Annotated in this window: 24 protein-coding genes; 6 read left to right on the forward strand and 18 right to left on the reverse strand. The window is 70.4% G+C overall.

Going from position 1 to position 26059, the window contains the following annotated elements; genetic code table 11:
- The first annotated feature begins 208 nt into the window (after positions 1-208).
- Entirely contained in the window at positions 209-2278 is a 2070-nt protein-coding gene (locus NAG42_RS26035) for a family 43 glycosylhydrolase (protein ID WP_250033823.1), read from the forward strand.
- A gap of 47 nt (positions 2279-2325) precedes the next feature.
- On the opposite strand, the gene NAG42_RS26040 is transcribed toward NAG42_RS26035, so the two are convergent.
- The 8 genes from NAG42_RS26040 to NAG42_RS26075 form a co-directional block, all read right to left on the reverse strand.
- The gene (locus NAG42_RS26040) at positions 2326-2514 is read right to left on the reverse strand and encodes a hypothetical protein (RefSeq protein ID WP_250033826.1); all 189 of its coding nucleotides are present in this window, start codon (positions 2512-2514) and stop codon (positions 2326-2328) included.
- Between the two features lie 65 nt (positions 2515-2579).
- Positions 2580-3293 (reverse strand): GAF and ANTAR domain-containing protein, encoded by a 714-nt coding sequence (locus tag NAG42_RS26045; protein ID WP_250033829.1) that lies wholly within the window; start codon positions 3291-3293, stop codon positions 2580-2582.
- Between the two features lie 86 nt (positions 3294-3379).
- A complete protein-coding gene (locus tag NAG42_RS26050; protein ID WP_250033832.1) occupies positions 3380-4585 on the reverse strand; it encodes a PP2C family protein-serine/threonine phosphatase in 1206 nt (401 codons plus the stop codon).
- 35 nt (positions 4586-4620) lie between these two features.
- A complete protein-coding gene (locus NAG42_RS26055; RefSeq protein ID WP_250033835.1) occupies positions 4621-5127 on the reverse strand; it encodes a (2Fe-2S)-binding protein in 507 nt (168 codons plus the stop codon).
- A 3-nt stretch (positions 5128-5130) separates the two neighbouring features.
- Positions 5131-5961 (reverse strand): FAD binding domain-containing protein, encoded by an 831-nt coding sequence (locus tag NAG42_RS26060; RefSeq protein ID WP_250033837.1) that lies wholly within the window; start codon positions 5959-5961, stop codon positions 5131-5133.
- Positions 5962-6137: 176 nt separating this feature from the next.
- Positions 6138-8396: an ATP-binding protein gene (locus NAG42_RS45060; RefSeq protein ID WP_250033839.1), complete on the reverse strand. Its 2259-nt coding sequence runs from the start codon at positions 8394-8396 to the stop codon at positions 6138-6140.
- 445 nt (positions 8397-8841) lie between these two features.
- Complete coding sequence (cspE, locus tag NAG42_RS26070; RefSeq protein WP_203809918.1) at positions 8842-9045, reverse strand: transcription antiterminator/RNA stability regulator CspE; 204 nt, start codon at positions 9043-9045, stop codon at positions 8842-8844.
- 229 nt (positions 9046-9274) lie between these two features.
- Positions 9275-10861, reverse strand: coding sequence for a peptide chain release factor 3 (locus tag NAG42_RS26075; protein ID WP_250033842.1), 1587 nt, complete (start codon positions 10859-10861; stop codon positions 9275-9277).
- 119 nt (positions 10862-10980) lie between these two features.
- On the opposite strand from NAG42_RS26075, the gene pdxY reads away from it, so the two are divergent.
- The gene (gene pdxY / locus NAG42_RS26080) at positions 10981-11832 is read left to right on the forward strand and encodes a pyridoxal kinase PdxY (RefSeq protein WP_250033844.1); all 852 of its coding nucleotides are present in this window, start codon (positions 10981-10983) and stop codon (positions 11830-11832) included.
- A gap of 6 nt (positions 11833-11838) precedes the next feature.
- Here pdxY and NAG42_RS26085 read toward each other — a convergent pair whose 3' ends face one another.
- The 5 genes from NAG42_RS26085 to NAG42_RS26105 all read right to left on the reverse strand — a co-directional run bounded on the left by NAG42_RS26085 (position 11839) and on the right by NAG42_RS26105 (position 17641).
- Positions 11839-12945, reverse strand: a complete 1107-nt coding sequence (locus tag NAG42_RS26085) for an ABC transporter ATP-binding protein (RefSeq protein ID WP_438872447.1) — start codon at positions 12943-12945, stop codon at positions 11839-11841.
- Positions 12942-13922, reverse strand: a complete 981-nt coding sequence (locus NAG42_RS26090; RefSeq protein ID WP_250033846.1) for an ABC transporter ATP-binding protein — start codon at positions 13920-13922, stop codon at positions 12942-12944. Before NAG42_RS26090 ends, NAG42_RS26085 begins: the two co-directional genes overlap by 4 nt.
- 6 nt (positions 13923-13928) lie before the next feature.
- A complete protein-coding gene (locus tag NAG42_RS26095; protein ID WP_250033849.1) occupies positions 13929-14888 on the reverse strand; it encodes an ABC transporter permease in 960 nt (319 codons plus the stop codon).
- On the reverse strand, positions 14885-15892 hold the full coding sequence (locus tag NAG42_RS26100; RefSeq protein ID WP_250033851.1) for an ABC transporter permease: 1008 nt from the start codon (positions 15890-15892) through the stop codon (positions 14885-14887). Before NAG42_RS26100 ends, NAG42_RS26095 begins: the two co-directional genes overlap by 4 nt.
- 72 nt (positions 15893-15964) lie before the next feature.
- Complete coding sequence (locus NAG42_RS26105) at positions 15965-17641, reverse strand: ABC transporter substrate-binding protein (RefSeq protein WP_250033853.1); 1677 nt, start codon at positions 17639-17641, stop codon at positions 15965-15967.
- 164 nt (positions 17642-17805) lie between these two features.
- Between NAG42_RS26105 and NAG42_RS26110 the strand changes: the two genes are divergently transcribed.
- Entirely contained in the window at positions 17806-18816 is a 1011-nt protein-coding gene (locus tag NAG42_RS26110; RefSeq protein WP_250033855.1) for a hypothetical protein, read from the forward strand.
- 7 nt (positions 18817-18823) lie between these two features.
- Here the strand turns inward: NAG42_RS26110 and NAG42_RS26115 are convergent, their stop codons facing one another.
- Complete coding sequence (locus NAG42_RS26115) at positions 18824-19513, reverse strand: alpha/beta hydrolase family protein (RefSeq protein WP_250033857.1); 690 nt, start codon at positions 19511-19513, stop codon at positions 18824-18826.
- A gap of 58 nt (positions 19514-19571) precedes the next feature.
- Here NAG42_RS26115 and NAG42_RS26120 point away from each other — a divergent pair, with 58 nt between their 5' ends.
- Both NAG42_RS26120 and NAG42_RS26125 read left to right on the forward strand, forming a co-directional pair.
- Positions 19572-21746: a TIR domain-containing protein gene (locus NAG42_RS26120; protein WP_250033859.1), complete on the forward strand. Its 2175-nt coding sequence runs from the start codon at positions 19572-19574 to the stop codon at positions 21744-21746.
- A complete protein-coding gene (locus NAG42_RS26125) occupies positions 21721-22011 on the forward strand; it encodes a RyR domain-containing protein (RefSeq protein ID WP_250033861.1) in 291 nt (96 codons plus the stop codon). The genes NAG42_RS26120 and NAG42_RS26125 overlap by 26 nt, the downstream gene beginning before the upstream one ends.
- A gap of 3 nt (positions 22012-22014) precedes the next feature.
- Here NAG42_RS26125 and NAG42_RS26130 read toward each other — a convergent pair whose 3' ends face one another.
- From NAG42_RS26130 to NAG42_RS26145, 4 genes are read right to left on the reverse strand one after another with little or no spacing between them, the layout of a single operon-like run.
- Positions 22015-22671 (reverse strand): response regulator, encoded by a 657-nt coding sequence (locus NAG42_RS26130; RefSeq protein ID WP_250033864.1) that lies wholly within the window; start codon positions 22669-22671, stop codon positions 22015-22017.
- Positions 22668-23822, reverse strand: coding sequence for a sensor histidine kinase (locus NAG42_RS26135; protein ID WP_250033867.1), 1155 nt, complete (start codon positions 23820-23822; stop codon positions 22668-22670). The genes NAG42_RS26130 and NAG42_RS26135 overlap by 4 nt, the downstream gene beginning before the upstream one ends.
- 24 nt (positions 23823-23846) lie before the next feature.
- Positions 23847-24596, reverse strand: coding sequence for an ABC transporter permease (locus NAG42_RS26140; RefSeq protein ID WP_250033869.1), 750 nt, complete (start codon positions 24594-24596; stop codon positions 23847-23849).
- A complete protein-coding gene (locus tag NAG42_RS26145) occupies positions 24593-25489 on the reverse strand; it encodes an ABC transporter ATP-binding protein (protein ID WP_250033872.1) in 897 nt (298 codons plus the stop codon). Before NAG42_RS26145 ends, NAG42_RS26140 begins: the two co-directional genes overlap by 4 nt.
- 216 nt (positions 25490-25705) lie before the next feature.
- On the opposite strand from NAG42_RS26145, the gene NAG42_RS26150 reads away from it, so the two are divergent.
- Positions 25706-26029 carry a putative quinol monooxygenase gene (locus NAG42_RS26150; RefSeq protein WP_250033875.1) on the forward strand — a complete coding sequence of 108 codons (324 nt, stop codon included), beginning with the start codon at positions 25706-25708 and terminating at the stop codon, positions 26027-26029.
- The last annotated feature ends 30 nt before the right edge of the window (positions 26030-26059 follow it).

Below are 26059 nucleotides of genomic sequence, written 5' to 3' on the forward strand. Positions count from 1 at the left end.
CGCGATTGGTACCGGAGAAAGTGTTACCGGAACGACCCGTCGAGAGTCGCTTCTAAGAAGGGAAGCGAGCTCCATCCTCCTTGACACTCGTCAATATCCGTTTCACTCTGGGAGCACCCCCAGCATCTTCGCCGTCGCGCCGGCAAAAGCCCGTACGGAAAAATGTGAACGATAACTACCATCCCCGATTTGACGCCGAGGAGCGGCAATGAGCGCACGCTACGCACCCTCAAGAAAGCGCCTGGCGATCGCCGCCGTCCTGACTCTGCTGGCCGGCCTGGCGACGGCCGTGGTGGGCGCTTCCGCGGCGTCGGCGGCCACCATCGACACCACTGCCTGGTACGTGCTGGTCAACCGCAACAGCGCCAAAGCACTGGACGTGTACAACCTGGCGACGACCGACGGGGCCCGGATCACCCAATGGTCACGCAACGACGGCGCTCAGCAGCAGTGGCAGTTCGTCGACTCCGGTGGCGGCTTCTACCGGCTCAAGTCGCGGCTGTCGGGCAAGGTGCTGGACGTCTCCGGCGCCTCCACCGCCGACGGCGGCGCGATCGTGCAGTGGACCGACAACAACGCCGCCAACCAGCAGTTCAGTGTGCAGGACATCGACGGCCACGTTCAGTTGATCAACCGGAACAGCGGCAAGGCCCTGGAGGTGCAGGGCGCCTCCACCGCCGACGGCGGCGCGATCGTCCAGTACGCCGACTGGAACGGCACCAACCAGCAGTGGCAGCTCGTCCCGGTCGGCTCCGGCACCCCGACGACACCGCCTGCCTCCGGGACCTTCACCAATCCGGTGGTCTGGCAGGACTTCGCCGACGGCGACATCATCCGGGTGGGCGACGCCTACTACTACTCGGCGTCGACCATGCACTACTCGCCCGGCGCGCCCATCCTGCGCTCCTATGACCTGGTCAACTGGGAGTTCGCGGGGCACTCGGTGCCGCGGCTGGACTTCGACTCGTCCGCCTACGACCTGAGCGGCGGCCGGGCCTACGTCAAGGGCATCTGGGCGTCCGCGTTCAACTACCGGCCGGGCAACAGCACGTATTACTGGCTGGGCTGCACCGAGTTCAACCGCACCTACGTCTACACCTCGACGGCGGTGGGCAGCGGCTGGAGCAAGAAGGCCCGGATCAACAAGTGCTATTACGACGCCGGCCTGCTGTTTGACAACGACACCCCGTACGTCGCCTACGGCAATGGCACGATCAGTGTCGCGCAGCTCTCGCCCGACCTCACCTCGGAGGTACGGTCGCAGACCGTTTACACCACTCCGTCGAGCATCGGTACGCTCGAGGGCGCCCGGATGTACAAGCGCGGCAACTACTACTACATCTGGCTCACCCGCCCGGCCAACGGCCAGTACGTGCTCCGCTCGACCAGCCCCTGGGGACCGTACGAGCAACGTCAGGTCCTGCTGAACCTGCCCGGCCCGATCTCCGGGGGCGGCGTGCCGCACCAGGGCGGTCTCGTGCAGACCCAGAACGGTGACTGGTGGTACATGGCGTTCACCGACGCCTACCCGGGCGGCCGCATGCCGACGCTGGCCCCGATCACCTGGAGCGGCGACGGCTGGCCGGTGCTGCAGACCGTCAACGGACGCTGGGGCGCCAGCTATCCCAAGCCCGCCATCACCACGACCCGGACCGTCCAGCCGATGACCGGGCCGGACACCTTCACCGGCACCTCGCTGGCGCCGCGCTGGGAGTGGAACCACAACCCGGACACGTCGAAGTTCAGCGTCGGCAGCGGGCTGCGGCTGTCCACCGCGACCGTCACCAATGACCTCTACAACGCCCGCAACACGCTGACGCACCGGATCCAGGGCCCCACGTCCACGGCCACGATCCAGCTGAACTACTCGGCGATGGCCAACGGCGACCGGGCCGGCCTGGCCATGCTGCGGGATCAATCGGCGTGGATCGGCGTCCGCAAGGACAACGGCGTCACCCGGGTGTCGATGACCAACGGGCTGAGCATGTCGACGAGTGGGTGGACCACCACCGGGACCGGCACCGAGGCGGCCGGCGCGGCCGTCTCCGGGGGCACCGTCTGGCTGCGGGTCAGCGCCAACATTCAACCCGGATCCGGGCGTACGGCCACGTTCTCCTACAGCACGAACGGCAGCTCCTTCACCACGCTGGGGCCGGCGTTCACGCTCAACAACGACTGGCAGTTCTTCATGGGCTACCGGTTCGGCCTCTTCAACTACGCCACCAGCGCGCTCGGTGGCTCCGTCACGGTCAACCGGTTCGACCTGACGGCTCCCTGATCAGCGGCCCCGGCGAGGCCCGGAGTCCCGGGCCTCGCCGTCCGCGGTCAGGACTTGTCGTCCGCGATCTTGTCCGGCGGACCGTACGGCGACGCTTGGGCCGCCGGGACCGCACGGCCGGCCGACTTGTCGTGGGTGCCGCCCGGTGCGTCCGTCGGGTTGGCGTCCTCGGTGCGCTGCTTGGTCGTCGGCGACTCGTCACTGCGCCTGATCTCGGGCTGCTGCGGGTTGGTCATGGCGTTCTCCTTTCGTCGAGCGCCCGACTACCCCGTACGCCGCCGGTCACGCATTCCACCGGTGGTCAGGCGTCCAGGGGCCAGCCGGCCCGGGTGACGAGGACCCGGGTGACGTCCCGCAGGGGCCGATGGGATTCCGCGGCCATCTCGCGGAGAACGCGGAGGGCCTCCTCGGCGGTGCACTGGCGTTCGGCCATCAGAATGCCCCGTGCCTGTTCGAGGGCGAGGCGGTCGGCGGCCGAGGACCACGGGATCGTGGCCGGGCCCGAATCCTCCGGCCGGGACGCGGTGGCCATGGCCACCGCGGCGTACCCGGCGAAGGTCTCGGCCAGGATGACCGCGTCGTCGTCGAAGTTCTGCGGCTGAGGGGCGTAGAGGTTGAGCGCGCCGCTGACCGAGTCCCGCAGCGGCAGTCCGACGGAGAGCGAGCTGTGCACCCCGGCCTCGACCGCCCGGTCGGCCCAGTCGGGCCAGCGACGGTCGCCGGCGGTGTCCGGCACGCTGACGGTGATCGAGGCCGCGGCCGCCGCCAGGCACGGACCGTGACCGTTGTGGAACTGCCACTCGTCGAGGTCCATGGCGACCCGTCCGGTGTAGGCGGCGGTTCGTGCGCCCTCGGCGCTCAGCAACGTGGCCGACACCGCGTGCACGCCCGGAACAGCCCGGGCGGCCACGTCGGCGACGTGCGTGAGTGCATCGTCGAGCCGCATTTTCGGGAACGAGAGCCGGTCGAGCTCGGCGAAGGCTTCGGTGGATGTGCGGAATCGCTGCTGCGTCATGACGATGGTCCTTGCTCGGGCATGGGGGGTGCCCCGGGTTGCCCACAGCCGCTACGGATTAACGTCCTTCTTCGCGGATTCTGATCTCAGGGCACCGATCGGCGGGCGGCGTCCGGCGACCACTCGGCCAGCAGCATGGTGGCGTCGTCGCGGGCGGGGCCGTCCTGATGGGCGGCGACCGCCCGGGCGAGCCGGCGCAGTGTCTCGGCGGCGGGCAGGCCGGCCGCGGCGTGGCGTTCGGCGTGGTCGGCCAGGCGCTGGACCCCGAAGAGCTCGCAGGCCGGGTCGCGGGCCTCGGTGATGCCGTCGGTGTAGAGCAGCAGCCGATCACCGGGCTCCATCCGCTGCTCGGCGATCTTGTCCGGGACGCCGCCGAGGCCGAGCGGCAGACGCCGGCCCGCCGTGAGCTCGCGGACGACGTGGCCGGAACGCAGCACCAGCGGCGCCGGGTGCCCGGCGTTCGTGTAACGCAGGATGCCGGTGTCCATGTTCAGCTCGGCCAGCACGGCGGTCGCGAAGGAACCGCCGGGGAACTGCTCGGCGATGACGCGGTCGGCCGCCCGGGCCTGCGCGCTCAGGTCCTGCCCGGTGCGGCGGGCGGCGCGGATCGAGGCCATGACGACGGTGCAGATGGTCGCGGCTCGCAGGCCGCGGCCGACGGCGTCGAGGACGACCAGGCGGGCCATCGGGCCGTCGATGGCGTAGTCGAAGCCGTCGCCGCCGACGTCGTAACACGGTTCCAGGATCGCGCTGACCGACAGGCGCTCACAGCTGGCGGTCAACGGCGGCAGCTGGTGCGACAACAGTTCGCCCCCGGTGCTCATCGGCCGGGACCGGCGGACCTGGAGCAGGAAGTCACCCTTGGGTGCGGTGACGGTGATCAGATGGCCGGCCAGGCCGGCCATCGTCTCGCAACGCCGCCGGGTCAGCTCGCCGGGAGCATCCGCGTCGTCGCCGAAGGTGAACTTGATGACGCCCAGCCGATCGGTGCCGTTGACCATCGGCACCCACAAGTCGGTGCCGTCCGGGGCGGGCAGGGTCTTGATCCCGCGGAACACGCGGCCCGGCAGGCTGTCATCCAGACCGGCCGGTTCGGGCGTCCGGAGATCCTCCTGGGGGATGGGGTGCAAGGCTCTCTGCTCGTCGTCGACGAGGTAGATCGTGGTCGATATATCGAGGCCGGCCATCGTCGCGCCGAGGGCGTCGGCCAATTGGTCCGGTTGGAACAGGTGTGACCGGTTCAGCAGATCGCTCAGGGCATCGAGCCACTGACGCTCGGCGTTCGGTTCCATGGATGGGACCCTACGCGTCGGCCCCGACCGGCGGATCAAGGACCGGTGGCATCCGGGCTCGGCCCGTCGGACGGGCCGATCGCGGCGATCGAGGCCCCGGGCGGGAGTGACGCCGCGCGGACGACAGACCGCTTGATCTGATCATGGTCCGCACACGTGCAGAGGTTGGCGGCAAGCAGCCGGCTCATCTGGCCGGGATCGGCGGCCAGGTCGCCATCGTGCCGCATCGCCCCGGCCGCCAGCATGACCAGTCCCGGCCGGCAGAGCTCGTGACCGCCGGGCAGTGCGGCCCGTAGCGGGTGGCCGGCGGTCAGCCCCTCCGCGGTCCGGACCGCCACGCCGTCACACTGAACGGCCAGCATCAGGCACGACCGGACCGCGTCACCGTCGACCAGCACCGTGCAGGCTCCGCAGGTGCCGTCCGCGCACCCGGCGTGGGCGCTGGTCACCTCGCAGTCCGCGCGGAGCGCCGCGAGCAGGCTCCGTCGTGGATCGGCGTCGACCTCATAGTTGTTCTCGTTCACCACCAGTCTCACCGGCACCGGTCAGACCCCTTCGCGGGCCTGGGTCAGCGCCCGGCGGGTCAGCATCCGGATGGCCCCGCGGCGGGTGGCGGTCATCGCGCGGTTGTCGGCGTCGATCTCCGCCGCCACCCGGGCGGCCTCGATGATCGCCGCGTCGCAGAAGGGGCCGCCGATCAGCGCGGCCTCAGCGGCCCGGGCCCGCACCGGGCACGGGCCCACGTTCACCAGCCCGATCGCCGCGCCGGTGACCAGCCCGTCGGCCACCGTCACGGCCACGATGGCGGCGCCCTCGACGAATTTGGCGTGCGACCGGCGGTGTTCCGCGTATCCCGCTCCGGTGCCGGCGGGCAGGGCGGGCAGGCGTACCTCGACCAGCAACTCCTCGGGGCGGCGAGCGGTCGTGAACGGGCCGGTGAAGAACTGTTCCGCCGTCAGCGTGCGGCGACCGTCCGGGCCGGCGAGATCGAGCTCGGCACCGAGCACGGCCGCCGCGACCGGCCACTCGGCGGCCGGATGGGCGTACGCCAGGCTGCCGAGCATCGTGCCGCGGGCCCGGATCGGCGGATGCCCGATGTGGCGGACGATGACGCGCAACAGGTCACCGAGGGGACCATCGATCGCGTCGGACTCGAAGACGCGATGCCGGACGAGCGGCGCGACCCGCAGCATCCCGTCCGTCTGGTCCAGCACCTCGAACTCGGCCACCCGGTTGATGTCGACCAGACGACGCGGCTGCGCGGCCCGGCTGGTCACCTCGAGCACGAGGCTCTGACCCCCGGCGAGCACCGAAGCCTGCCCGTCGGCGAGAACGGCCAGCACCTCGTCGGGACTGCGGGCGGCAACGTAGTCCATGGCTGCGACCTTCATCGCATCGTCCTCCTCGGAGGTCATCTCGGATGCACAGTAGACGGCCGGGACTGCCCAGAATGCGGCGCCCGAATCCAGAATCGCCTGCCTCAAGAGGATGACCCATGATCGGGTGACAGTGGCGCCGCGTCCGGCGTTGATACGCAGATGGCGGAAATCGATCAGTGGGCGCGGAGCTTGATCCGCACTGATTCGGCGGAGTCGAGCTCGAGCCGGGTCCGGATCCTCAGGGCCCGGGTCCAGGCCTCCCGGGCGGCGCCGGGGTGACCCGCCTCGTGGTGGGTGTCGCCCAGACGTTCCAGGGCGTCGGCCGTCATCGAGGCATAGCCGAGGCGCTCGAAGGACTCGATGGCTCGCTGGTAGTGGTCGACGGCCTGCTGGTAGTCGTGCCGGTGCTGGTAGGCGTAGCCGAGACTGTCCAAGGTGAACGCGATGTTCTCCTCGTCGCCCCGGCGGGTGTTGATCTCCAGGGCCTCCTGGCAGAAGGTCAGGGCCGCGGCGTGGTCGCCCAGCAGCGCCCGGAACCAGCCGACCGTGTTGAGGGCGCGGGCCATCCGCAGCTCGACCGGATCCGCGCCGGGATCCTCGCCCGACCGGGTCGCGGTCAGGGCTCGCTCGGCCTGTTCCAGAGCCTCTCGCAGGTTGCCCTCGCGTTCGGCGTGCATCGACAGGTCGAGATGCACGTCGGCCACGCCGCACCGGTCGCCGATGCCGTGGAAGAGCGACAGCGCCTCGCGCGCCTGGGCCAAGCCCTCGGCGGGGCGGCCGAGACGGCGGTAGGCCTCGCCCAGCCGGCGGTGGGTGTAGGCCAGCACGCCCGGGCGGCCCAGATGGCGGGCCGCGGTGACGGCGGCCTGCCACGTGGCCACCTGGTCATGCAGGTGCCACCGGCGGTAGTGGAAGGTGTCCAGACCCCAGGCGAGCTGCCAGGCGTAGATGTGCAGGCCGGCGCGGGCGGCCTGGGTGGCCGCCGCGAGGAGGTTGGCGTGCTCGGCGTCCAGCCAGGCCATGGCCGCGTCATGGTCGGCCGGCGACTCGGCGCCGACGCCGTCGGGCAACGGCTCGAGCGGTACGGCGATGGCGTCGAGGTTCGGATAGACGAGCCGATTCGCCGTGCAGGCGGTGTGCACGTAGAAGGCGATGAGCCGGGACAGCGCCTCGGCGGCGGCCTCCGGGGAGGCGAGCTCGGCGGCGTAGAGGCGGAGCAGGTCGTGCTGCACGTATCGGCCCGGCCGATGCTCGGTGACGAGGTTGGCCCGGGTGAGCTGGGCCAGCAACCGGCGCGTCTCGGTCACCGGGGCGCCGGCCAGGGCCGCGGCGGCCGAGGTGGACAGGTCGGGCCCGGGGTTCAGGCCCAGCAGGCGGAAGAGCCGCGCCGCGGGTGGGGTGAGGGTCGCGTACGACCAGGAGAAGATCGCGCGAACGTCGCTGAGCGGGTCGCCGGCGTCCAGCACGTTGAGCCGGTTGCCGGTCTCGCCCAGGTCGGCGACGAGCGCGGCCAGCGGGAACCCGGACTGCTGGGCCCGGGCGGCAGCGATGCTCAGGGCGAGCGGCAGCCCCGCACAGGCCGCGACGATTTCCGGTACGGCGCTGGGCTCGGCGGCCAGCCGATCGGTGCCGAGCCGTTCGTTCAGCAGGTCACGGGACTCCTGCGGGCTCAGCGCACCGAGGTGCAGCGGATGGGCGCCGTCGGTGGCCAGCAGACCGGTGAGCTGGTTGCGGCTGGTCACCAGGACCAGGGCGGTGGGGCTGGCGGGCAGCAGGGCCCGCACCTGCTCGGCGTCGCGGGCGTTGTCGAGCACCACCAGGACACGCCGCCCGGCGAGCAGGCTCCGGTAACGGGCGGCCTGGGCGTCCGGACTGGCCGGGATCTGGCCGGGCGCGACGCCGAGCGCGTCGAGGAATCCGCGGACCGCGTCGGCCGGATCCATCACCCGCCCGGAGGGATCGAAGCCGCGCAGGTTGACGTAGAGCTGGCCGTCGGGGAACTGCGCGGCGACCCGGTGGGCCCAGTGCACCGCCAGGGAGGTCTTCCCGATCCCGGCCATGCCCGACAACGCGGTGATCACGGCGACCGTCGGCCGCTCGCCCGGAGCGGCCAGCAACTTGTCCAGCCGGGTCAGCTCGTCGGTGCGGCCGGTGAAGGGATGCACGTCCGGAGGCAGCTGGGCCGCCACCTGAGCCGGGGCCGGCTCACCGTCGGCGCCCTGGCAGAACGTGTCGCGCGCCTCACCGGTCAACCCGAAGGCGTCGGCGAGCAGGCGCACGGTGGCCGGCCGGGGCTGGCTGATCCGACCGGCCTCGACCTTGCCGATCGTGCTGGTGCTGACCCCGATGCGATCGGCCAGATCCTCCTGCGACAGCCCCAGCCGCCGCCGGTGGGCTCGCACAGCAAGCCCGAAGGCCGATCCTCCGGTCACCCCGCGATAGTACCGATGAATTACCTGTGAATTACCTGGTGAGTCTCCGGGCGGGCTGCCAGGGTGGAGAGTGATCCCGTTGGATGCCCCCGGTTGAAACGGGGGGCGATGACGATCCCGAAGTCACCTTCGCCGCGCGCTGTCGCGGCTGAGAAGCGGGCCGTCATCGCTTGGCTGGTGGCACCAGCGGATCGGTCTGCCACGCCGCCCCGTGGTGGCCGGCCCGGACAGGTTTCACCACGGCGGCCCGTCGATCGGCGGGCCGCCGCTCGACGCAACGGCCCGGCCGGCTCTGGTCATCCTTTGTGATCTGCTCAGGATCCCCATCGAGCACCGGCCAGTCGGTCAGCGTTCCCGCGCGATCAGCGCCACGGCCACGGTCACGGCCGGGGAAACGCGGAACGGCGGCCCGCTGGTGAGCGGACCGCCGTTCGTCAAGCGTGGATCAGAGCGGACGGATGTTCTCCGCCTGCGGGCCCTTCTGGCCCTGGGTGATGTCGAACTCCACCTTCTGGTTCTCGTCGAGGCTGCGGTAGCCGCTCGTCGAGATGGCGGAGAAGTGGGCGAAGACGTCAGCGCCGCCGTCGTCGGGGGTGATGAAGCCGAAGCCCTTGTCGGCGTTGAACCACTTCACGGTGCCTGTAGTCATGTCTGCTCCTAAGCAGGATGTCGAGACCACACTGCGCGGTCTCACATGCCGCCGCGTTGATTGCCCGCGCCGAACCGACACGACGAGCGAAGCCGAAAACGTCTACGGAAATCAAAACTGCAACCGGGTAACCGTAGCGTAGGTGTCGCGATCGCGCGTGCGCGGTTTGCCGGTACGGCGTGGCAAGGTCCCGGATGAGGTGGATCTCACGTCCCCAGCGAGGCTCCGATCAGGCGTCGAGGCCCAGGTCGGGGTGCCGGCCGGCCACCGAGCGCATCCGCCACTTGTTGGCGAACAAAGCCAGCAGGGCGTCGTCGCGGACGCGCGTCATGACCTCGACGCTCCCCTCGGAGCGCAGGCTCTCGCGCCCGGCCGGATCGATGCGGGCCGCCACCTCGTACGGCAGGAACTCCAGCTGCACCTGCACGCCGAACTCGGCCTCGAGGCGGTAGGTGGCCACCTCGAACTGCATCGGCCCCACCGCGGCCAGCACCGGGGCCTGCTCGCCGCGCTGATCGGAGCGCAGCACCTGGACCACGCCCTCGCCGTCGAGCTGCTCGATGCCGCGGCGGAAGCGCTTGAAGGCCGAGGTGTCGGAGGTGCGCACGACGGCGAAGTGCTCCGGCGCGAACGAGGGCAGCGGCAGATATTGCACCGGGTCACCGGTGTAGAGCGTGTCGCCGATGCCCAGTGCGGTCGCGTTGACCAGGCCGACCACGTCGCCGGGGTAGGCCTCGTCGATCGTGTCGCGGCCCTGCCCGAAGATCTGCTGGGCGTACTTGGTGGTGAACGGCTTGCCGGTGACCGCGTGCTTGACGACCATGCCGCGCTCGAAGCGGCCGGAGCAGATCCGCATGAACGCCACCTGGTCGCGGTGGGCCCGGTTCATGTTCGCCTGGATCTTGAAGACGAACCCGGAGAACGTGCCGTCGACCGGCTGATCGTTTCCGGCCACGGTGGGCCGGGCGGCCGGCGGCGGGGCCAGCTCCACGAGGAGGTTCAACAGCTGCCGTACGCCGAGGTTGGCCACGGCCGCGCCGAAGAGCACGGGCGTGCTGGTGCCGGCCAGGAACGCGGCCTGGTCGTGATCGGCACCGGTCATCGCGAGCAGGTCCAGCTCCTCGGCGGCGGTCTCCCAGTCGGCGCCGAACTGCTGGGCCGCCTCGGCCGGGTCCATCTCTTGTTCGATGGCCAGGTCGCTGCCGCCGGGGGAGCGCTGCATCCGGGTGAACACGCCGGTGCGGCGGTCGATGACGCCGTGGAAGTGCCCGGCGATCCCCACCGGCCAGGTCAGCGGGGTCGGTCGCAGGCCGATCCGCTGCTCGATCTCGTCCAGGAGTGCGAGGGCGTCATGTCCGGGCCGGTCCCACTTGTTGATGAAGGTCATCACCGGGATCTGCCGCTGCCGGCACACCTCGAACAGCTTCAGCGTCTGCGGCTCGAGCCCCTTGGCCGCGTCGAGCAGCATGACCGCGCTGTCCACCGCGGTCAGCACCCGGTAGGTGTCCTCGGAGAAGTCGGCGTGCCCGGGCGTGTCGAGCAGGTTGATCACCGTGTCGCGGTACGAGAACTGCAGCGCGGCCGAGGTGACCGAGATGCCACGCTGCTGCTCCATCGCCATCCAGTCGGACACCACGCCCTTGCGGTCACCCTTGCCGTGCACCGCGCCCGCCTGGCCGATCACCCGCGCGTGCAGGGCCAGCGCCTCGGTCATGGTCGACTTGCCGGCGTCAGGGTGGGAGATCACCGCGAACGTACGCCTGCGGCTCGCTTGAACCGCGACCCCCGCCGTCGACGGCAGCACGTTCTGACTCACGTTCGCTCCTCACGATTACCTGACCGGGGCCTCCATCGTGCGTCCGGTGGATGACCTCCAGAACGGTATCTCTTGGTGGGCGGCCCGCACCGGGCAGCTGGTTCTCTACGCTGGAGGACATGAAGGTCTTGTCCATTCAGTCGGCAGTCGCCTACGGCCATGTCGGGAACTCCGCGGCTGTGTTCCCGCTGCAGCGCATCGGGGTCGAGGTCATCCCGGTGCCCACGGTGAACTTCTCCAACCACACGGGTTACGGCGCCTGGCGAGGGCCGCTCATCCCGCCGCCGGAGGTGGCCGAGATCCTCCTCGGGGTCGAGGAGCGTGGGGTGTTTCCGCAGATCGACGCCGTGCTGTCCGGATATCAGGGCGGGGTCGGCATCGGCGATGTCATCGTCGACGCCGTCCGCCGGGTGAAGGCCGCCAACCCGGCGGCGCTCTACGCGTGTGATCCCGTCATGGGCAACGCCAAGTCCGGCTGCTTCGTGGCGCCCGAGATCCCCGAGCTGCTGCGCGACCGGGTCGTGCCGGTGGCCGACATCATCACCCCCAACCAGTTCGAGCTGGGGTTCCTGACCGGCACCGAGCCGGCGAGCACCGAGTCGACGCTCGCCTCGGCCGACCTGGCCCGGGCCATGGGTCCCTCGACCGTGCTGGTCACCAGCGTGGAGCGCCCCGACCGGGCCGAGGGCACGATCGAGATGCTGGTCGTCGACCCGTCCGGCGCCTGGCTGGTGAGCACCCCGCACCTGCCGTTCAAGGCCAACGGGTCCGGTGACGTCACGGCCGCCCTGTTCACCGCGCACTACGTCGCCACCAAGGACGCGGCGTCAGCTCTCGAGCGGACGGCCTCGAGCATCTTCGACCTGATCGAGACCACCTACCGCTCCGGGCAGCGCGAGCTCCAGCTAATCGAGGCCCAGGAGTTCTACGCCACCCCGCGCATGCAGTTCAAGGCCGAGCAGGTGCGCTGAGGGCGGTCACGGCGCGGGCAGGTCGGTGCGGGTCACGATCAGCTCGTTGCCGACGTCGGGGGTGTGGCCGGCGTCCGGGCGGACCAGCTGGGCGTGGACCTCGTGCGGCCGCAGCTCGCCGCTGAGGATGTCCTCGGCGAAGTGACAGGCCACCCGCTGGCCGGAGTCGTCGAAGACCCGCAGCTCCGGGCGCTCCTCGGCGCAGCGGGTCTGCGACCAGGGGCAGCGCGTGCGGAAGCGGCAGCCGCTGGGCGGGTTGGCCGGCGACGGCAGGTCGCCGGCCAGCAGGATCCGCTCGCGGCGGTCCTCCACCCGTGGGTCGGGGATGGGCACCGCCGAGAGCAGGGCCCGGGTGTACGGGTGCAGGGGTCTCTCGTACAGCTGGTCGCCGTCGGCCTCCTCGACCAGCGCACCGAGATACATCACCCCGATGGTGTCGGAGATGTGCCGGACCACGGCCAGGTCGTGGGCGATCACCAGGTAGGTCAGCCCGAGCGACTCCTGCAGGTCACCGAGCAGGTTGACCACCTGGGCCTGGATGGACACGTCGAGCGCGGACACCGGCTCGTCGGCCACGATCAGCTCGGGACCCAGCACCAGGGCCCGGGCGATGCCGATGCGCTGCCGCTGCCCGCCGGAGAACTCGTGCGGGTATTTGCTCAGCGCCGAGGCGGGCAGGCCGACCGAGTCGAGGGTGGAGCGCAGCCGCTTCTGGGCCTCGGCCTTGTTCTTGTGCAGGCCGTGCGCCTTGAGACCCTCGACCAGCAGGGACTCCACCGACTGCCGCGGGTCCAGGCTGGACATCGGGTCCTGGAAGACCATCTGGATCCGCCGGCGGAAGAGCCGCATCTGCTCACCCTTGAGCGAGCGGACATCCGTACCGTCGAAGGTGATCGCGCCGCTGGTCGGCTCGACCAGCCGCAGCAGGCCGCGGCCCAGCGTCGACTTACCGCACCCGGACTCGCCGACCAGGCCGTAGGTCTCCCCTCGCCGGACGGTCAGCGACACCCCGTCGACGGCGTAGACATAGCCGACCGTACGGTCGAAGAGCAGTCCGCTTTTGATCGGGAAGTGGACCTTGAGGTCGTCGATCCGGACGAGTGTGTCGCTCACACCGGCACCTCTCTCGGTACGGGGTTCGTGCACCGCAGCGCGCCGGCGCGGGTCGGCTCGAGGGGCACCGTGTCACCGATGCAGTCGTCGATCACCCGGTCGCAGCGCGGTGCGAAGGCGCAGCCCTCCGGCCAGGGGATGTTGTCGCTGACCGAGCCGCGGATCTGGTGCAGCCGCCCGCCCCGGTCCACGTCCAGGCGGGGCACCGACTGCAACAGCCCATCGGTGTACGGGTGTCGCGGCTCCCGGAAGAGCTGGTGGCGCCCGGCCCGCTCGACCACCTTCCCGGCGTACAGGACATTGACCGTGTCGCAGAGCCCGGCCACCACTCCGAGGTCGTGGGTGATCATCACCAGCGCCGTGCCGGAGTCGTCGACCAGCTCCTTGAGCAGGGTGAGGATCTGCGCCTGGATGGTCACATCGAGCGCCGTGGTCGGCTCGTCGGCGATCAGCAGGCGCGGCTTGCAGGCCAGGGCGATGGCGATCAGTGCCCGCTGCCGCATGCCGCCGGAGAGCTGGTGCGGGAACTCCTTGAGCCGGCGGGCCGGGTCGGGGATGCCCACCGCGTCGAGCAGCTCCCGGGCCTGTTTCAGCGCCGCCTGCCGGGTCCGGCCCTGGTGGCGCTCGAGCACCTCGGCCACCTGGACGCCGAGCGGGATCACCGGGTTCAGCGAGGACAGCGGGTCCTGGAAGATCATGCCGATGTCCCGGCCGCGCCGGTCCCGCAGCTCCTGGGGGCGCAGCGTGAGCAGATCGGTCTCCTCGAACATCACCTCGCCGGTGACCTTGTTGCCGCGGCGGGGGAGCAGACCCATGATGGCCAGGCTGGTCACCGACTTGCCGCAGCCGGACTCGCCGACCAGCCCGACCGTCTGGCCGGGCTCGACCGTGAAGCTGACGCCGTCCACCGCCTTGACCGGCGCGGTGCCCTTGCGCTGGAAGACGACCGACAGGTCACGTACGTCGAGCAGAGGCATGCCAGATCACCGCCGGTTCTTCGGGTCGAGTGCCTCGCGGATGCTCTCCCCGAGCAGGGTGAAGCCCAGGGCCACGAGGATGATCGCCAGGGCCGGGAAGTAGGCCAGCTCGGGGCGGACCTCGAAGTAGCGCACGCCGTCCACGCCGAGCATCAGGCCCCACTCGGCCCGGTTGATGTCCGGGTCGCCGAGGCCCAGGAACGACAGCGCCGCCGCGTCCAGGATGGCCACCGCGAAGGTCAGGGTGGCCTGCACGATGACCGCGGTGAGCGAGTTCGGCAGCATGTGCCGCAGCACGATGTGGCGCTGTCTGACCCCGAGCGCCCGGGCCGCCAGCACATGATCGCTCTCGCGTTGCGCCAGCATCGAGCCCCGGAGCAGCCGGGCGAAGATCGGCACGTTCACCACCGCCACCGCGATGATCACCGTCCACTGGGTGGAGCGGCTGGCCAGGGCGACCAGGGTGATCGCCAGCAGCAGACTGGGCAGGGCCAGCATGACGTCGGTGAGCCGCATGACCAGTACGTCGACCCAGCCGCCGACGGCGCCCGCGATCGCGCCGAGCAGCACGCCGAGCAGCAGGCCGATGAGCGTGGCGAGGACGCCGACGAACAACGTCTGCCGGGCGCCGTAGATCATCCGGGAGGCGAAGTCGCGGCCCAGCGGGTCGCTGCCCAGCGGGTGCCCGGCGGTGGCGCCGGGGATGTTGTCGACGGTCAAATCCTTGGTCAGCTCGGGGAACCGCTGCACCGGGTCGTGCGGGGCCACCAGCGGCGCGAAGATCGCGATGATCAGGAACAGCAGGATGAGGACGGCCCCGACGATCGCGGTCGGATTGCGCAGCAGGCGGCGCCCGGCGTCGCGGATCAGGCTCACCCCGCCCGCGTCGGACGTGCGGGCGATCAGCTCGTCGATCCGCTTGCGCTTGTGGTCGGCGAGGGTCGCGATGCCACCGGGTCCGCTCACTTCACACGCACCCTCGGGTCGATGATCGCGTACGAGAGGTCGACCAGCAGGTTGACCACGATGAAGACGACGGCGGCCAGCAGGATCAGCGCCTGCAGCACGGGATAGTCGCGGCTGCCGCCGATCGAGTCGGTGATCAGCGTGCCCAGCCCGCCCCAGTTGTAGACCTTCTCGGTCAGCACCGCGCCGGCCAGCAACGCCCCGGTCTGCAGGCCGATGGTGGTGACCACCGGGAGCAAGGCGTTGCGCAGCACGTGCCGCCTGCGGATGGTCGGGCCGCGCAGGCCCTTGGCGTCGGCGGTGCGGATGTAGTCCTCGTCCAGGACGTCCAGCACACTCGCCCGGGTGATCCGGATGATGATCGCCAGCGGGATGGTGGCCAGCGTGAAGGCGGGCAGCACCAGATGCCAGAGGGCGTCGGCCGAGGCGTCGAGCTCCCGGGTCAGTAGGCCGTCGAGCACGAAGAAGCCGGTCACGTCGGTGTTGCCCAGGCCCGTGCTGATCCGGCCGGACGGCGGGAACAGGTGGACGCTCTGGGTCAGCCAGTCCTTGAGCAGATAGCCCAGGAAGAAGATCGGGATCGAGATGCCGATCAGCGTGACGATGATGGTCGCGTTGTCGAGCACCCGCCCGCGGTGCCGGGCCGCGAGGTAGCCCAGCGGGATGCCCAGCCCGACCGCGATGATGATCGCCGCCAGGGCCAGCTCGATGGTGGCCGGAAATGATCGGCTGATCACGTCCATCACCGGCTCGCCGGTGCGGATGGAGTTGCCGAAGTTGCCGGTGACCACGTTCTCCAGGAAGCGGCCGTACTGGACCCAGATCGGCTGGTCGTAGCCGAGGGCCCGGGTCAGCAGCTCGCGGGTCTGCGGGGTCGCGCGCTCGCCCAGCAACGCGTCGACCGGCCCGCCGGGCAGGCTGCGCAGCCAGAAGAAGACCAGTGTCATCAGGACGATCAGCGTGACGGCCAGCTGGATGAGCCGGCGCAGGATGACTCTCACCATGAGGAATCCTTCGGGTCTGCGCGCCGGGCGGCCCGGACCTGCCGGAGGTCCGGGCCGCGGCGGCGCCAGGTGCTACTTGGTGAGTGAGACGGTGTTGAATTCCTCGGCGGTCAGCGGGCTGGGCACCAGACCCTCGACGCCCTTGGTGGTGACGATGGCCGGCGGGGCGTGCCAGATCGGCACGGCCGGCAACCACTTGGCGGCGAGGTCCCGGTTGACCTGCTCGAAGGCGGACTTCTTGGCCGCCTGGTCGACGGTCGCGTCGGCCTTGCCGATGGCGGTGAACATCTCGGTCATCGACTCGTCGCCGAACTCGACCTTGCTCCGGCCGAAGAACGTGCCGACGAAGTTGCCCGGGTCGTTGTAGTCGCCGGTCCAGCCCAGGATGTGCAGGTCCTGCTTGCCGAACTGCTGCACGTCGTCCTTGAAGCCGCCGTTCCACGGGCGGGGGACACCGTTGACCTTGATGCCGGCCGCCTGCAGGTCGTTGGCCAGCACGGTGAAGATCTCCTGCGGGTTCGGCATGTAGGGCCGCGACACCTCGGTCGGGTAGTAGAAATTGAGCGTCAGGCCGGTCGCGCCCGCGTCGGCCAGCAGCTGCTTGGCCTTGTCCACGTTGTACTCGTACTTCTGCACGTCCGGGGCGTAGCCGGACACCGTGCTGGGCAGGAACTCGTCGGCCACGGCCGAGCCGCCCGGACCCTTGGTCTGCACGAGCTGGGCGCGGTTGAGGGCGTACGCGATCGCCTGCCGGACCCGCAGGTCCTTGAGCTTCGGGTTCTTCTGGTTGATGCCCAGGTAGAGGATGTTGAAGGCGGGCCGGTCGAGCACCTGGTAGCCCTCGTCGGCCAGCGCCTTGCGGTCGGCCGGGGCCGGGAAGTCGATCGCCTGCACCGTGCCCGCGCGCAGTTCCTGCTTCCGGGTGTTCTCGTCCTTGATGATCTTGATGATCGTCTTGTCGACCTTGGCCTTGTCGCCCCAGTAGTCGGGGTTCTTGTTGAGCGTGATCTCGCCGGTGGCCTTGTTCCAGCCGCCGTAGGTGAACGCGCCGGTGCCGGTCGGGTGCTCGTTGGCGAACGCGCTGTAGGAGAACGAGTCGCCGTTCTGGGTGACCGTGTCGGCGTTGTACTGCTTCATCGCGGCCGGGCTGGCGATCGAGAACGCGGTCAGGGTGAACGCACCCGGGAAGGCGCCCTTGTACTTCTTCATCGTCACGACCGCGGTCGACGCGTCCTGCGCCTTGCAGTTGTCGTAGAGGGCGTCCGGGCTGCCCGCGAACCCACCGAAGATGTCGGTGTAATAGATCATCTGGGACTGGGCGGCCTCGCCCTTCATGGTGTACCAGCGATCGAAGTTGGCGCAGACCGCCGCGGCGTCGAGCGCCGTGCCGTCGTGGAACTTGACCCCCTGGCGCAGCTTGAACGTCCACACCTTGCCGGTCGGGTCGTTCGTCCAGCTCTCGGCCAGCCCGCCCTCGAGCTCCGCGGTGCCGGGCTTGTGGGTGATCAGCGTGTCGTACATCTGCCGGATCGGCCGGAACGACTCACCGTCGTCATTGAAGATCGGGTCGAAGTTCTTCGGGTCACCGGCTCCCGCGAAGATGAAGGTGCCGCCGCTCGCCGCCTTGTCGCCGCCACCGCTGTCCCGGTCGCTCTCCGCGCAGCCGGCCGCGCCGATCGCCAGTGCCGCGACGACACCGGCGGCGATGACCGCCCGGCGTCTCGTCGCCGGCATTCCTGATGCACGCATCGTGTCCACCTCGTCCTATGGGTACGGACCGACCGGTTGTCCTCGAACGTGGATGATCACATCGACACCGGTCACCACTGGCGCGACACTAACCATTCACGACGGACCCGTCGTGGGTTGGTATCGGATCGTGTCCTTACCGATCCGGGGAAGCGAGGCTGGGCTTGCCGAAAGAGGGATGGATCGCTGTGCTCGCCGCCGGGACGTCACTGCTGGTGGCGCTCATCACGGCCGTGCTGACCTGGCGGACCCAGCGGCGGGTGGCCGAGCTGACGCATCGGCTGCAGGAGCAGCGGGCGGAACGGGACGCGCGCCGGGACTACGAGTACGACGCCAAGAAGCGGCTGTACGCGGAATGTGAACCGGTGATCTTCGAGGCCATGGAGCTCGCCGAGACCTTCCGCCGGCGGGTGCTCAGCCTGGCCCGGGCGGCCGCGAACGGGGGCCTGGCCGAGGACGGATCGGGCTGGCTGGCCGGTAACGGCTACTACTTCCGGTCGACCGCCTACTACCTGCTGGCCCCGTCCACCTCGGTGAAGCTGCTGCAGCGTCGCCTCACCGAGATCGACCTCGCCCTGGAGCCACGGATCGCCTTCCAGTACCTGTTGCTGAAGGAGATCTTCCACTCGTACACGTGGGATCACGACCTGGCCCGCGTCGATCCGGCCCAGCCCTATGAGCCCGACGCGGTGGTGGCCGGGGCCGTCGCGGCCGCCGCTCCGCAGCGCTACCGCCGGCAGGGGCTCTATCTGGGGGTGCTCGATCAGATCGCCGACGAGTTGACGATCCGGTCCGACAACGCCTACCACTGCAAGTCGCTGGGGGAGTTCTGGGCGGAGTTCGAGCGGCCGGACGAGAAGCTCGGCCGGCGCAGCACGGACATCACCGAGTTCCTCTCCGGTTTCCACCCGGGCCGGGCGCCGGTGCTCTGGCGGCTCCTGGTCAGCCAGTACCTGTTGTTCGGCGCCCTGCTGCGCACCCGTGAGGGGCGGCCGGGTTCGGTCGACGACACGGCCGGGCTCCTGGTCACGCCGGACGAGGCGCTCGCCGAGGGACTGGACTGGCGCGGTGCCGGCAGCCCGCTCCCGATCGACCGGGTGCGCACGCCCGTGCTGGTCGGGCATGAGTACGTACGGGCCCGGCTCGCCTATCTGGCGGCCCAGGCCCGGCGGTGATCGGCGGTCAGAGCGCGGCGAAGAACTCGCCGGTCAGGTCGAGGAAGCGCCGGCGGTGATCCGGCTCGGCGAGCTGGTGGGGTACCCCCTTGAGGGTGACCAGCCTGGTCCGTGGACCGGCGTCCTGGTAAGCGCTGATGACCGCCCGCGGGATGACTTCGTCGGCCCCCGACGCGACGATCAGGACCTCGCCGGTGAAACGCGCGAGGCTGCGCGTCGCCGCCGTGCTCGCGGCCCCGACGCCCGAGTGTGGACGCTCGCGCAGGGGACGGTCGAGCACGGCGTCGTCGTAGAGGCCCGGGGCTCGCAGCAGCAGCCGGCGGACCGGACGCTCGGCGACCAGCAGGGCCGCGAGGTATCCGCCGTAACTGGCGCCGCAGACCCCGATGCGCGCCGGATCGACAACCGGGTGAGCGGCCAGCACGTCGTAGGCCGCGACCAGGTCAGCCAGATGATCCCGGGGCGTCAGGTCGTCGAGGCCGCCGCCGGAATCCCCGTGACCGCCGAGATCGAACGTCAGGCAGACCAGCCCGAGCGGCTCGCTCAGGGCCCGGGCCCGGATCTGGTATCCGTACTGATCGGAGTCGAGGCCGTGGACGAACAGGAGAGCCGGTCGCGGCCCGGCCCCCGCGGGAGTGAAGAGCGCGCCGGCCAGGCTCGGCCGTCCGCCCCCGGCCGGAATGGCTATCGGGTCCACGAGCACTCCCGAGAGTAGGATCGACCAGCCGCCGAAGACCCACCGCCGGGAGCTCCAGGTGCCACAGCGGGCCATCAACGCTTACTTCAGCCACAGCTACAGGTCGACCGACCGCGCTGTCAACGAGTACTTCGTGGACCTGATGTACGAGTCCGGTTTCACGTTGACCGTGGATCCGAAATCGACCAGCCTGTCGCCGACCCACCTGGAAATGACGATGCGTGACAGCGACTGCTTCGTCGGGGTCGTGACCCGTCGCGACGACCAGCCCCGATACCGATGCTCGCCGTTCGCCGTCTACGAGTACGAGCTGGCCCTGCGAGCGCCCCGCAAGCCGCGCATCCTCTTCGTCGAGCGTGGTGTCTCCGAGCAACCGTTCCTGGCCGGCGACCTCGAGCACGTGTTCAGCCGCAGCGACCTGTCCCGCTTCGAGCCGCCGGTCGACGACCTGACCCGGATCGCCGCGGCCGCCCGGGCCAGCGGCGCGGTGAGCAACCGTCCGCGGGGCCGGGTCGGCCTGGTCCTGCCGGAGAGCGGGTATGCCGGTGCGACCCGTCAGGCGATCATCGATCTGCTGCGCGACATCGGCTACCGGCCGGTCGACCTCAAGCTCGGGGAGTTTCCCTCGGTCGTCGAGGCGGCTCAGCTCGACGCGGTGGACTTCGTGCTGGTCGACGTGGCCGCGCCGGACGTGCCGGCCTGGGTCGTCCCCTACATCACCTGGCGTTTCATCCCCTCGATCAAGCTGATCCAGCACGAGCCCGGTGCGCAGCCACCGCCCGCCCTGCCCGCGATCGTGCGGAGCGCCGCCCTGGAGGCCGGCAGTGCGGCCAACCGGCACGCCATCTGGTGGAGCGATCGTCACGAGCTGATCAGCGAGCTCGCGCTGCAGATCAACCAGCTCGACCGGCCGCGTCGTCAGTTCGCCGACGCGGACGAGGGCAAGGCCTATTTCCGCAGTCTGGGCCGGGCCAACGGGCCGGTCTTCATCAGCAACGCCTGGGACGACAACCCGCTCGCCGAGCGGATCACCGCCGAGCTCGTCGCCTACAACATCGACTACTTCCACTACCAATACCACAACACCATTCCGGTCTCGACGACGTGGCGTCATCGGCTGCTCGGCAAGGTGGACGAGAGCCGCATCTTCGTGCCGCTGCTCAGCCGGTCCTATCAGGGCAGCGAGTGGTGCCAGAAGGAGTTCGTCCGGGCCGAGGAGCTGCGGCGCATCGGCCGGCTCACGATGATCCCGTACTTCCTCGATCGGCTGACCGGCGTCGACAGCCAGGTGCAGGGAGTCTCGCTGATGCACCTGAGCACCGAGGAGCGGGTCGCGCGCATCATCGCCGATCTGCAGGCGAGCCTGGAGGCCGAGGGCAAGCTCCGGCACCGCCCGACCGCCGTGATCGGCAGCGAGCAGCGGCCGGTGCGGGCCGACATCGCGGTGATCGCGGTGACCGAGGAGATGTACAGAGCAGTGGAAAGCCGCCTCGACGGGGCGGAACCGGTGACCGGCACGGCGCAGCACCCCAACCGCTCGTCCTGGGTGACCGGCACCGTCAACTCGCCCCGCAAGGGCCGCTACCGAGTGGTCCTCGCGCGGCCGGAGACCCCGGACGAGGACGCCGGCCGCGCGATCCGGCGGACGGTCGACGCCTTCGAGCCGGACTCGGTCGTCCTCCTGGGCACGGCACAGGCGGTCGGCCGCCGATCGGCCGAGGGGGACGTTCTGGTCACCACCCAGATCTACGGATTCGAGCACCGGCAGGGGCGACTCGCCCCGCGCCCCGGCTGGAACTTCCCGGCCGACCCGGCTGTCTCCGCGTCGGCCCGGACGGTGTCCATGGCTCCGCTGGCCGACGTCGCGGCCCGCCACGGCGTCACCACCAACCCGCGGGTGCTGGTCGGGCCGGTCGCCTGTGGCCGGTCCGGCGCCGAGCCCCATGACGACGTCCTCCAGCAGATCGACGAGGTCTGGCCGGACGTGGTCGCGGCCGACGAGACGATGATCAATGTGGTGGAACTGCTCGAGGAGCTTCGCGAGCACGGCCGGATCACCCAGTTCTCGGCCCTGTGGAGCGTCTGCGAGGATGACAAGCCCGTCAACGCCGCGTACTCCGCCGACGTCGGCACCGTCGTCCTGACCCGTCTGGTCGCGGACGTGTGGCCCCGCCCGCCCGCGGGCGACGAACCGGAAGAGAACTTGTATGAGCTGGGTTCCGGACCTGCATGACACCGCCGCCCTGACGCTGCCGCCGGCGGTGGTCACCGATCTCGAGCAACTGGCCGAGCACGTGCACAACGTGTGGGGCTCCAAACGCCTGGCCGACGGCTGGCGATACGGGCCGGAGCGGAGCACGGCCGAGCGGACCATGCCGAGCCTCGTGCCGTACGCGGATCTGCCCGAGGACGAACGCGACTACGACCGCGAACTGGTCACCGAGACCGTCAAGATGCTGCTCCGGCTCGGATACCGCGTCTCCCGCGACCCTTCCTGACGGTCACGGACGCGGCTGGACCAGACCGTTGTCGTACGCGAAGATGACCGCCTGGATCCGGTCGCGGGCCCCGATCTTGGCCAGGACGCGGCCGACGTGCTTCTTGACGGTCGACTCGGTCAGCGTGAACCGCTGGGCGATCTCGGTGTTGGTCGCGCCCTGCCCGATCGCCTCCAGAACCTCCCGCTCGCGGTCGCTGAGCGTGGCCAGCCGCGGATCCACCGGCGCGACCGGGGGCGAGTCGTGCAGGTAGGCGTCCATCAGCTTGCGGGTCAGGCTGGGCGCCACCACCGAGTCGCCGCTCGCCACGGCCCGGATACCGGCGATCAGCTCCTCCGGGCGGGCGTCCTTGAGCAGGAAGCCGCTCGCCCCGGCGCGCAGCCCGTCGTAGACGTACTCGTCCAGGTCGAACGTGGTCAGGATCAGCACGTGGGTGCGCGGGCCGGCCGCGGTGATCCGGCGGGTCGCCTCGATGCCGTCCATGCCGGGCATGCGCACGTCCATCAGCACCACGTCGGGCCGGGTCTGATCGGCCATCCGCACCGCCTCGGCGCCGGCCGACGCCTCGCCCACCACGATCATCCCGGGGGTGCCGTCGAGCAGCATCTTGAAACCCAGACGCTGCAACGGCTGGTCGTCGACGATCAGCACGGTGGTCATGCCGGCTCCTTCAGGACGACGTCGACCAGCCAGCCGTTCCCGGCCGGCCCGGCGGTCATCACCCCGCCGTAGAGGGCGGCGCGCTCGCGCATGCCGAGCAGGCCGTGGTGGGGGGCGGCCGGGGTGCCCCGGCCGTTGTCGCTCACGCGGACGCGTACCTCTCCGCCGGACGCGGCCAGAGTGACCTCCGCGACCGCGCCGCGCCCCGCGTGCTTGAGGGTGTTGGTCAGCGCTTCCTGCACGATGCGGTAGACCGCGAGCTGCACGCCCCGGCCGAGGGTCCGCAGGTCACCGGTGGTCGAGTAGGTGACCGGCAGCCCCGCCGCCCGCACGCTGGGCAGCAACCGGTCGAGATCCTCGATGCCGGGCTGCGGGCTCAGCTGCGGATCGGCGTCCTGGTCGCGCAGCACGCTCAACGTCCGGCGCAACTCGGCGAGCGCCTGCCGGCCGGTCTCGCCGATCAGCCGGAGCGGCTCGGCGGTCTGCTCGTCCCGCGAGCGCGCCAGCGCGGCTCCGCCGTCGGCCAGGCCCACGATCACCGACACGTGATGGCCGACGATGTCGTGCATCTCGCGGGCCACCCGGGTCCGCTCGTCGGCCACGGCGAGGCGGGCCCGCTGATCCCGCTCGGTCTCCAGGCGGGCGGCCCGGTCCTCCAGGGCGATGAGGTACGCCCGGCGGGTGCGCACCGCGACGCCCGACGCGACCGCGCCGGCCACCGTGCCGAGCACCAGGAACAGCGTGACGGTGCGGTTCACCAGCTCCGGCTCGAACAGATAGATCTCGGCGGCCGACAACGTGAGCGTGATCCCGGTGGCCCAGGCCAGGGCCCGCCACGAACCTCGGGAGGCCACCCCGAAGAGCATCACGAGCAGGATCACCCCGGCGCCGACGGCGGCGTCGAGCACGGCCAGGATCAGCTCGGTGGCCGCGGTGACCAGGAACGCCGGGAACGGGTACCGCCGCCGCCAGTACAGCGGCGGCAGCAGGACCAGGGTGGCGATCGTGGCCGGCAGCGGCTTCTCGATCAGGTCGGGGATGCTGAAGAGCACGATCGGGATGGCGACCAGGGTGTCCATCACCCACGGGTGGCGCCGGTCGAACCCCCGCACCCGGCCCTGCCGGTCCACCAGCCATCCCTGTGCGCTCATCAGATCATTCTCCCCTCGCGCCTCTCAGGCGTCGGACTTCTTGAGCCGATAGGCCGCGACGCCGAGGGTCACGACGACGTAGCCGGCGAAGACGGCGAGACCGGTCCAGGGGGCCAGGGTGCCCTCGCCCTGGGTCAGCGTCATCACGGCGCTGCCCGCGTTGCTCGGCAGATACGGGGTGATCGCGTCGGCGATGGCGTCCGGCAGCAGCGCGGCCAGACCGGGCACGATCAGCAGCACACCGGCCAGGATCGCGATGGCGCCGGCGCTGGAGCGCACGAGCATGCCCAGCGCCACCCCGAGCACGGCGACCAGGCCCAGATAGAGCCCGGCGCCGACCAGCGCCCGGACCACCCCGTCATCGCCGAGGCCGAGGGCGCCGACGTCCTGGTTGAGCACGGCCGACCCCAGGGCGAACGCGGCGAAGGCACCGGCGGTCATCACGACCAGGGCGGCCAGTCCGGCCACCAGGCTCTTCGACCACAACACCGGCAGCCGGCGGGGGACAGCGGCCAGGGTCGCCCGGATCATGCCGGTGGTGTATTCGCTCGCGGCCAGCAGCGCGCCCAGCACGCCGACGGCCAGGGCGGCCAGCGTGCTGCCGGACAGGGCCAGGTCGACCGCCGACAAGCTGTCGCCCGAGAAGGACGCCGAGGCGATCGTGCCGAACACGATCAGGAGCAGAACCGAGATGCCGGTCGTGATCCAGGTGGAGCGGAGTGAGGAGAACTTGGTCCATTCGGCGGCGACGACGCCACCAGGGGTGATCTTCATCGGGCGGCCTCGTATTCGACAGCGTCGCGGGTCAGGTCCATGAACGCCTCTTCCAGCGAGGCGTTCTGCGAGGTGAGCTCGAACAGCGGGATCCCGCGGGTGGCCGCGGCCAGCCCGATCTCCCGCGTGGTGCGCCCGGTGACGAACAGCTCCTCGGCGCCGGTCGAGGTGACCGTGACGTCCGGCCCGCCGATCAGCGTGCGCAGCGCGTCCGGGGCGGGTGTGACAACCCGTACGCCCTCGGCGGTCACGAGGTCGGCCACGGTGGTGTCGGCCAGCAGTTTGCCCCGGCCGACGATGATGAGATGCTCGGCGATCAGTGAGACCTCGCTCATCAGGTGCGACGAGAGCATCACGGTGCGGCCCTCGGCCGCCAGGCCGCTGAGCAGGTTGCGCACCCACAGGACACCCTCGGGGTCGAGGCCGTTGACCGGCTCGTCGAGCATCACCACGGCCGGGTCGCCCAGCAGTGCGGCGGCGATGCCGAGCCGCTGGCCCATGCCGAGCGAGAAGGCGCCGACCCGCTTGTGGGCGACGGCGGAGAGACCGGCCAGCTCGAGCACCTCGTCGACGCGGGAGCGGGGGATGCCGTGGGTGCGGGCCAGGGCCAGCAGGTGGCTGACCGCGGTGCGGCCCGGGTGACCGGCCTTGGCCTCGAGCAGCACGCCGATCTCGTGCAGCGGGGCCTGGGACGAGGCGTACGGCTTGCCGTTGACCAGCACGTCGCCCGAGTTCGGGGCGTCGAGGCCGACGATCATCCGCATGGTGGTCGACTTGCCGGCGCCGTTGGGGCCGAGGAACCCGGTGACCTTCCCCGGCTTCGCGGTGAACGACAGATGGTCGACGACCGTCTTCGCGCCGTACCGCTTGGTGACTTCGCGTACCTGAATCATGCTCTCGACGTTAGATTTCCGGAGAGCCGAGATCGTGGTACCACGGTCGGCACTTCCCGGCCGCCGTGGTACCCAGGTATACCGCGCCATGCTCTTCACGCTGGGTGGCTGCGGCCTGCGGACCCTCGCCGACGTCTTCCTGATCGGCCGGCGGCGGTCATGGCGCGTCACGGCATCGTCGAAGCGGCGGTGACCGGGCTGCGTAGGGTCTGAGTCATGTTCGCACTGGTTGTTCGCTTCGACTGCCGGGATCCGGCGGCCGCTGTCCGGTTCGACGAGCTCACCGCGGAGGTGGTGCGGGAGATCGCCGACAAAGAACCGGGCACGCTGACCTACGCCACGCATGCGGTGGAGCAGGAACCGTTGGCCCGGGTCTTCTACGAGGTGTATCGGGACCGCGAGGCCTTCGAGGCCCACGAGAGCGCCGAGCACATCCGCCGGTTCCACGCCCGCAAGGATCCCCTGCTGACCGGTACGCGTGTCGAGTTCCTCCAGCCCGGCCCGTTCACGTCTTCTCGTGAGGTGGGCGACACGCCGTAGCTGTACGATCTCAGCTTCCCCGGCGGCAGC

It is taken from the genome of Paractinoplanes maris (genome assembly GCF_023544465.1).
GTDB lineage: Bacteria > Actinomycetota > Actinomycetes > Mycobacteriales > Micromonosporaceae > Actinoplanes > Actinoplanes maris.

Coding starts and splice junctions, on each gene's coding strand:
- NAG42_RS26090 (WP_250033846.1), bottom strand. CDS start 13,922: ATGCCTCTGCTCGACGTACGTGACCTGTCGGTCGTCTTCCAGCGCAAG.
- NAG42_RS26060 (WP_250033837.1), bottom strand. CDS start 5,961: ATGGACTACGTTGCCGCCCGCAGTCCCGACGAGGTGCTGGCCGTTCTC.
- NAG42_RS26050 (WP_250033832.1), bottom strand. CDS start 4,585: ATGGAACCGAACGCCGAGCGTCAGTGGCTCGATGCCCTGAGCGATCTG.
- NAG42_RS26045 (WP_250033829.1), bottom strand. CDS start 3,293: ATGACGCAGCAGCGATTCCGCACATCCACCGAAGCCTTCGCCGAGCTC.
- cspE (WP_203809918.1), bottom strand. CDS start 9,045: ATGACTACAGGCACCGTGAAGTGGTTCAACGCCGACAAGGGCTTCGGC.
- pdxY (WP_250033844.1), top strand. CDS start 10,981: ATGAAGGTCTTGTCCATTCAGTCGGCAGTCGCCTACGGCCATGTCGGG.
- NAG42_RS26140 (WP_250033869.1), bottom strand. CDS start 24,596: ATGAAGATCACCCCTGGTGGCGTCGTCGCCGCCGAATGGACCAAGTTC.
- NAG42_RS26040 (WP_250033826.1), bottom strand. CDS start 2,514: ATGACCAACCCGCAGCAGCCCGAGATCAGGCGCAGTGACGAGTCGCCG.
- NAG42_RS26150 (WP_250033875.1), top strand. CDS start 25,706: ATGTTCGCACTGGTTGTTCGCTTCGACTGCCGGGATCCGGCGGCCGCT.
- NAG42_RS26035 (WP_250033823.1), top strand. CDS start 209: ATGAGCGCACGCTACGCACCCTCAAGAAAGCGCCTGGCGATCGCCGCC.
- NAG42_RS26100 (WP_250033851.1), bottom strand. CDS start 15,892: ATGGTGAGAGTCATCCTGCGCCGGCTCATCCAGCTGGCCGTCACGCTG.
- NAG42_RS26135 (WP_250033867.1), bottom strand. CDS start 23,822: ATGAGCGCACAGGGATGGCTGGTGGACCGGCAGGGCCGGGTGCGGGGG.
- NAG42_RS26145 (WP_250033872.1), bottom strand. CDS start 25,489: ATGATTCAGGTACGCGAAGTCACCAAGCGGTACGGCGCGAAGACGGTC.
- NAG42_RS26130 (WP_250033864.1), bottom strand. CDS start 22,671: ATGACCACCGTGCTGATCGTCGACGACCAGCCGTTGCAGCGTCTGGGT.
- NAG42_RS26125 (WP_250033861.1), top strand. CDS start 21,721: ATGAGCTGGGTTCCGGACCTGCATGACACCGCCGCCCTGACGCTGCCG.
- NAG42_RS26105 (WP_250033853.1), bottom strand. CDS start 17,641: ATGCGTGCATCAGGAATGCCGGCGACGAGACGCCGGGCGGTCATCGCC.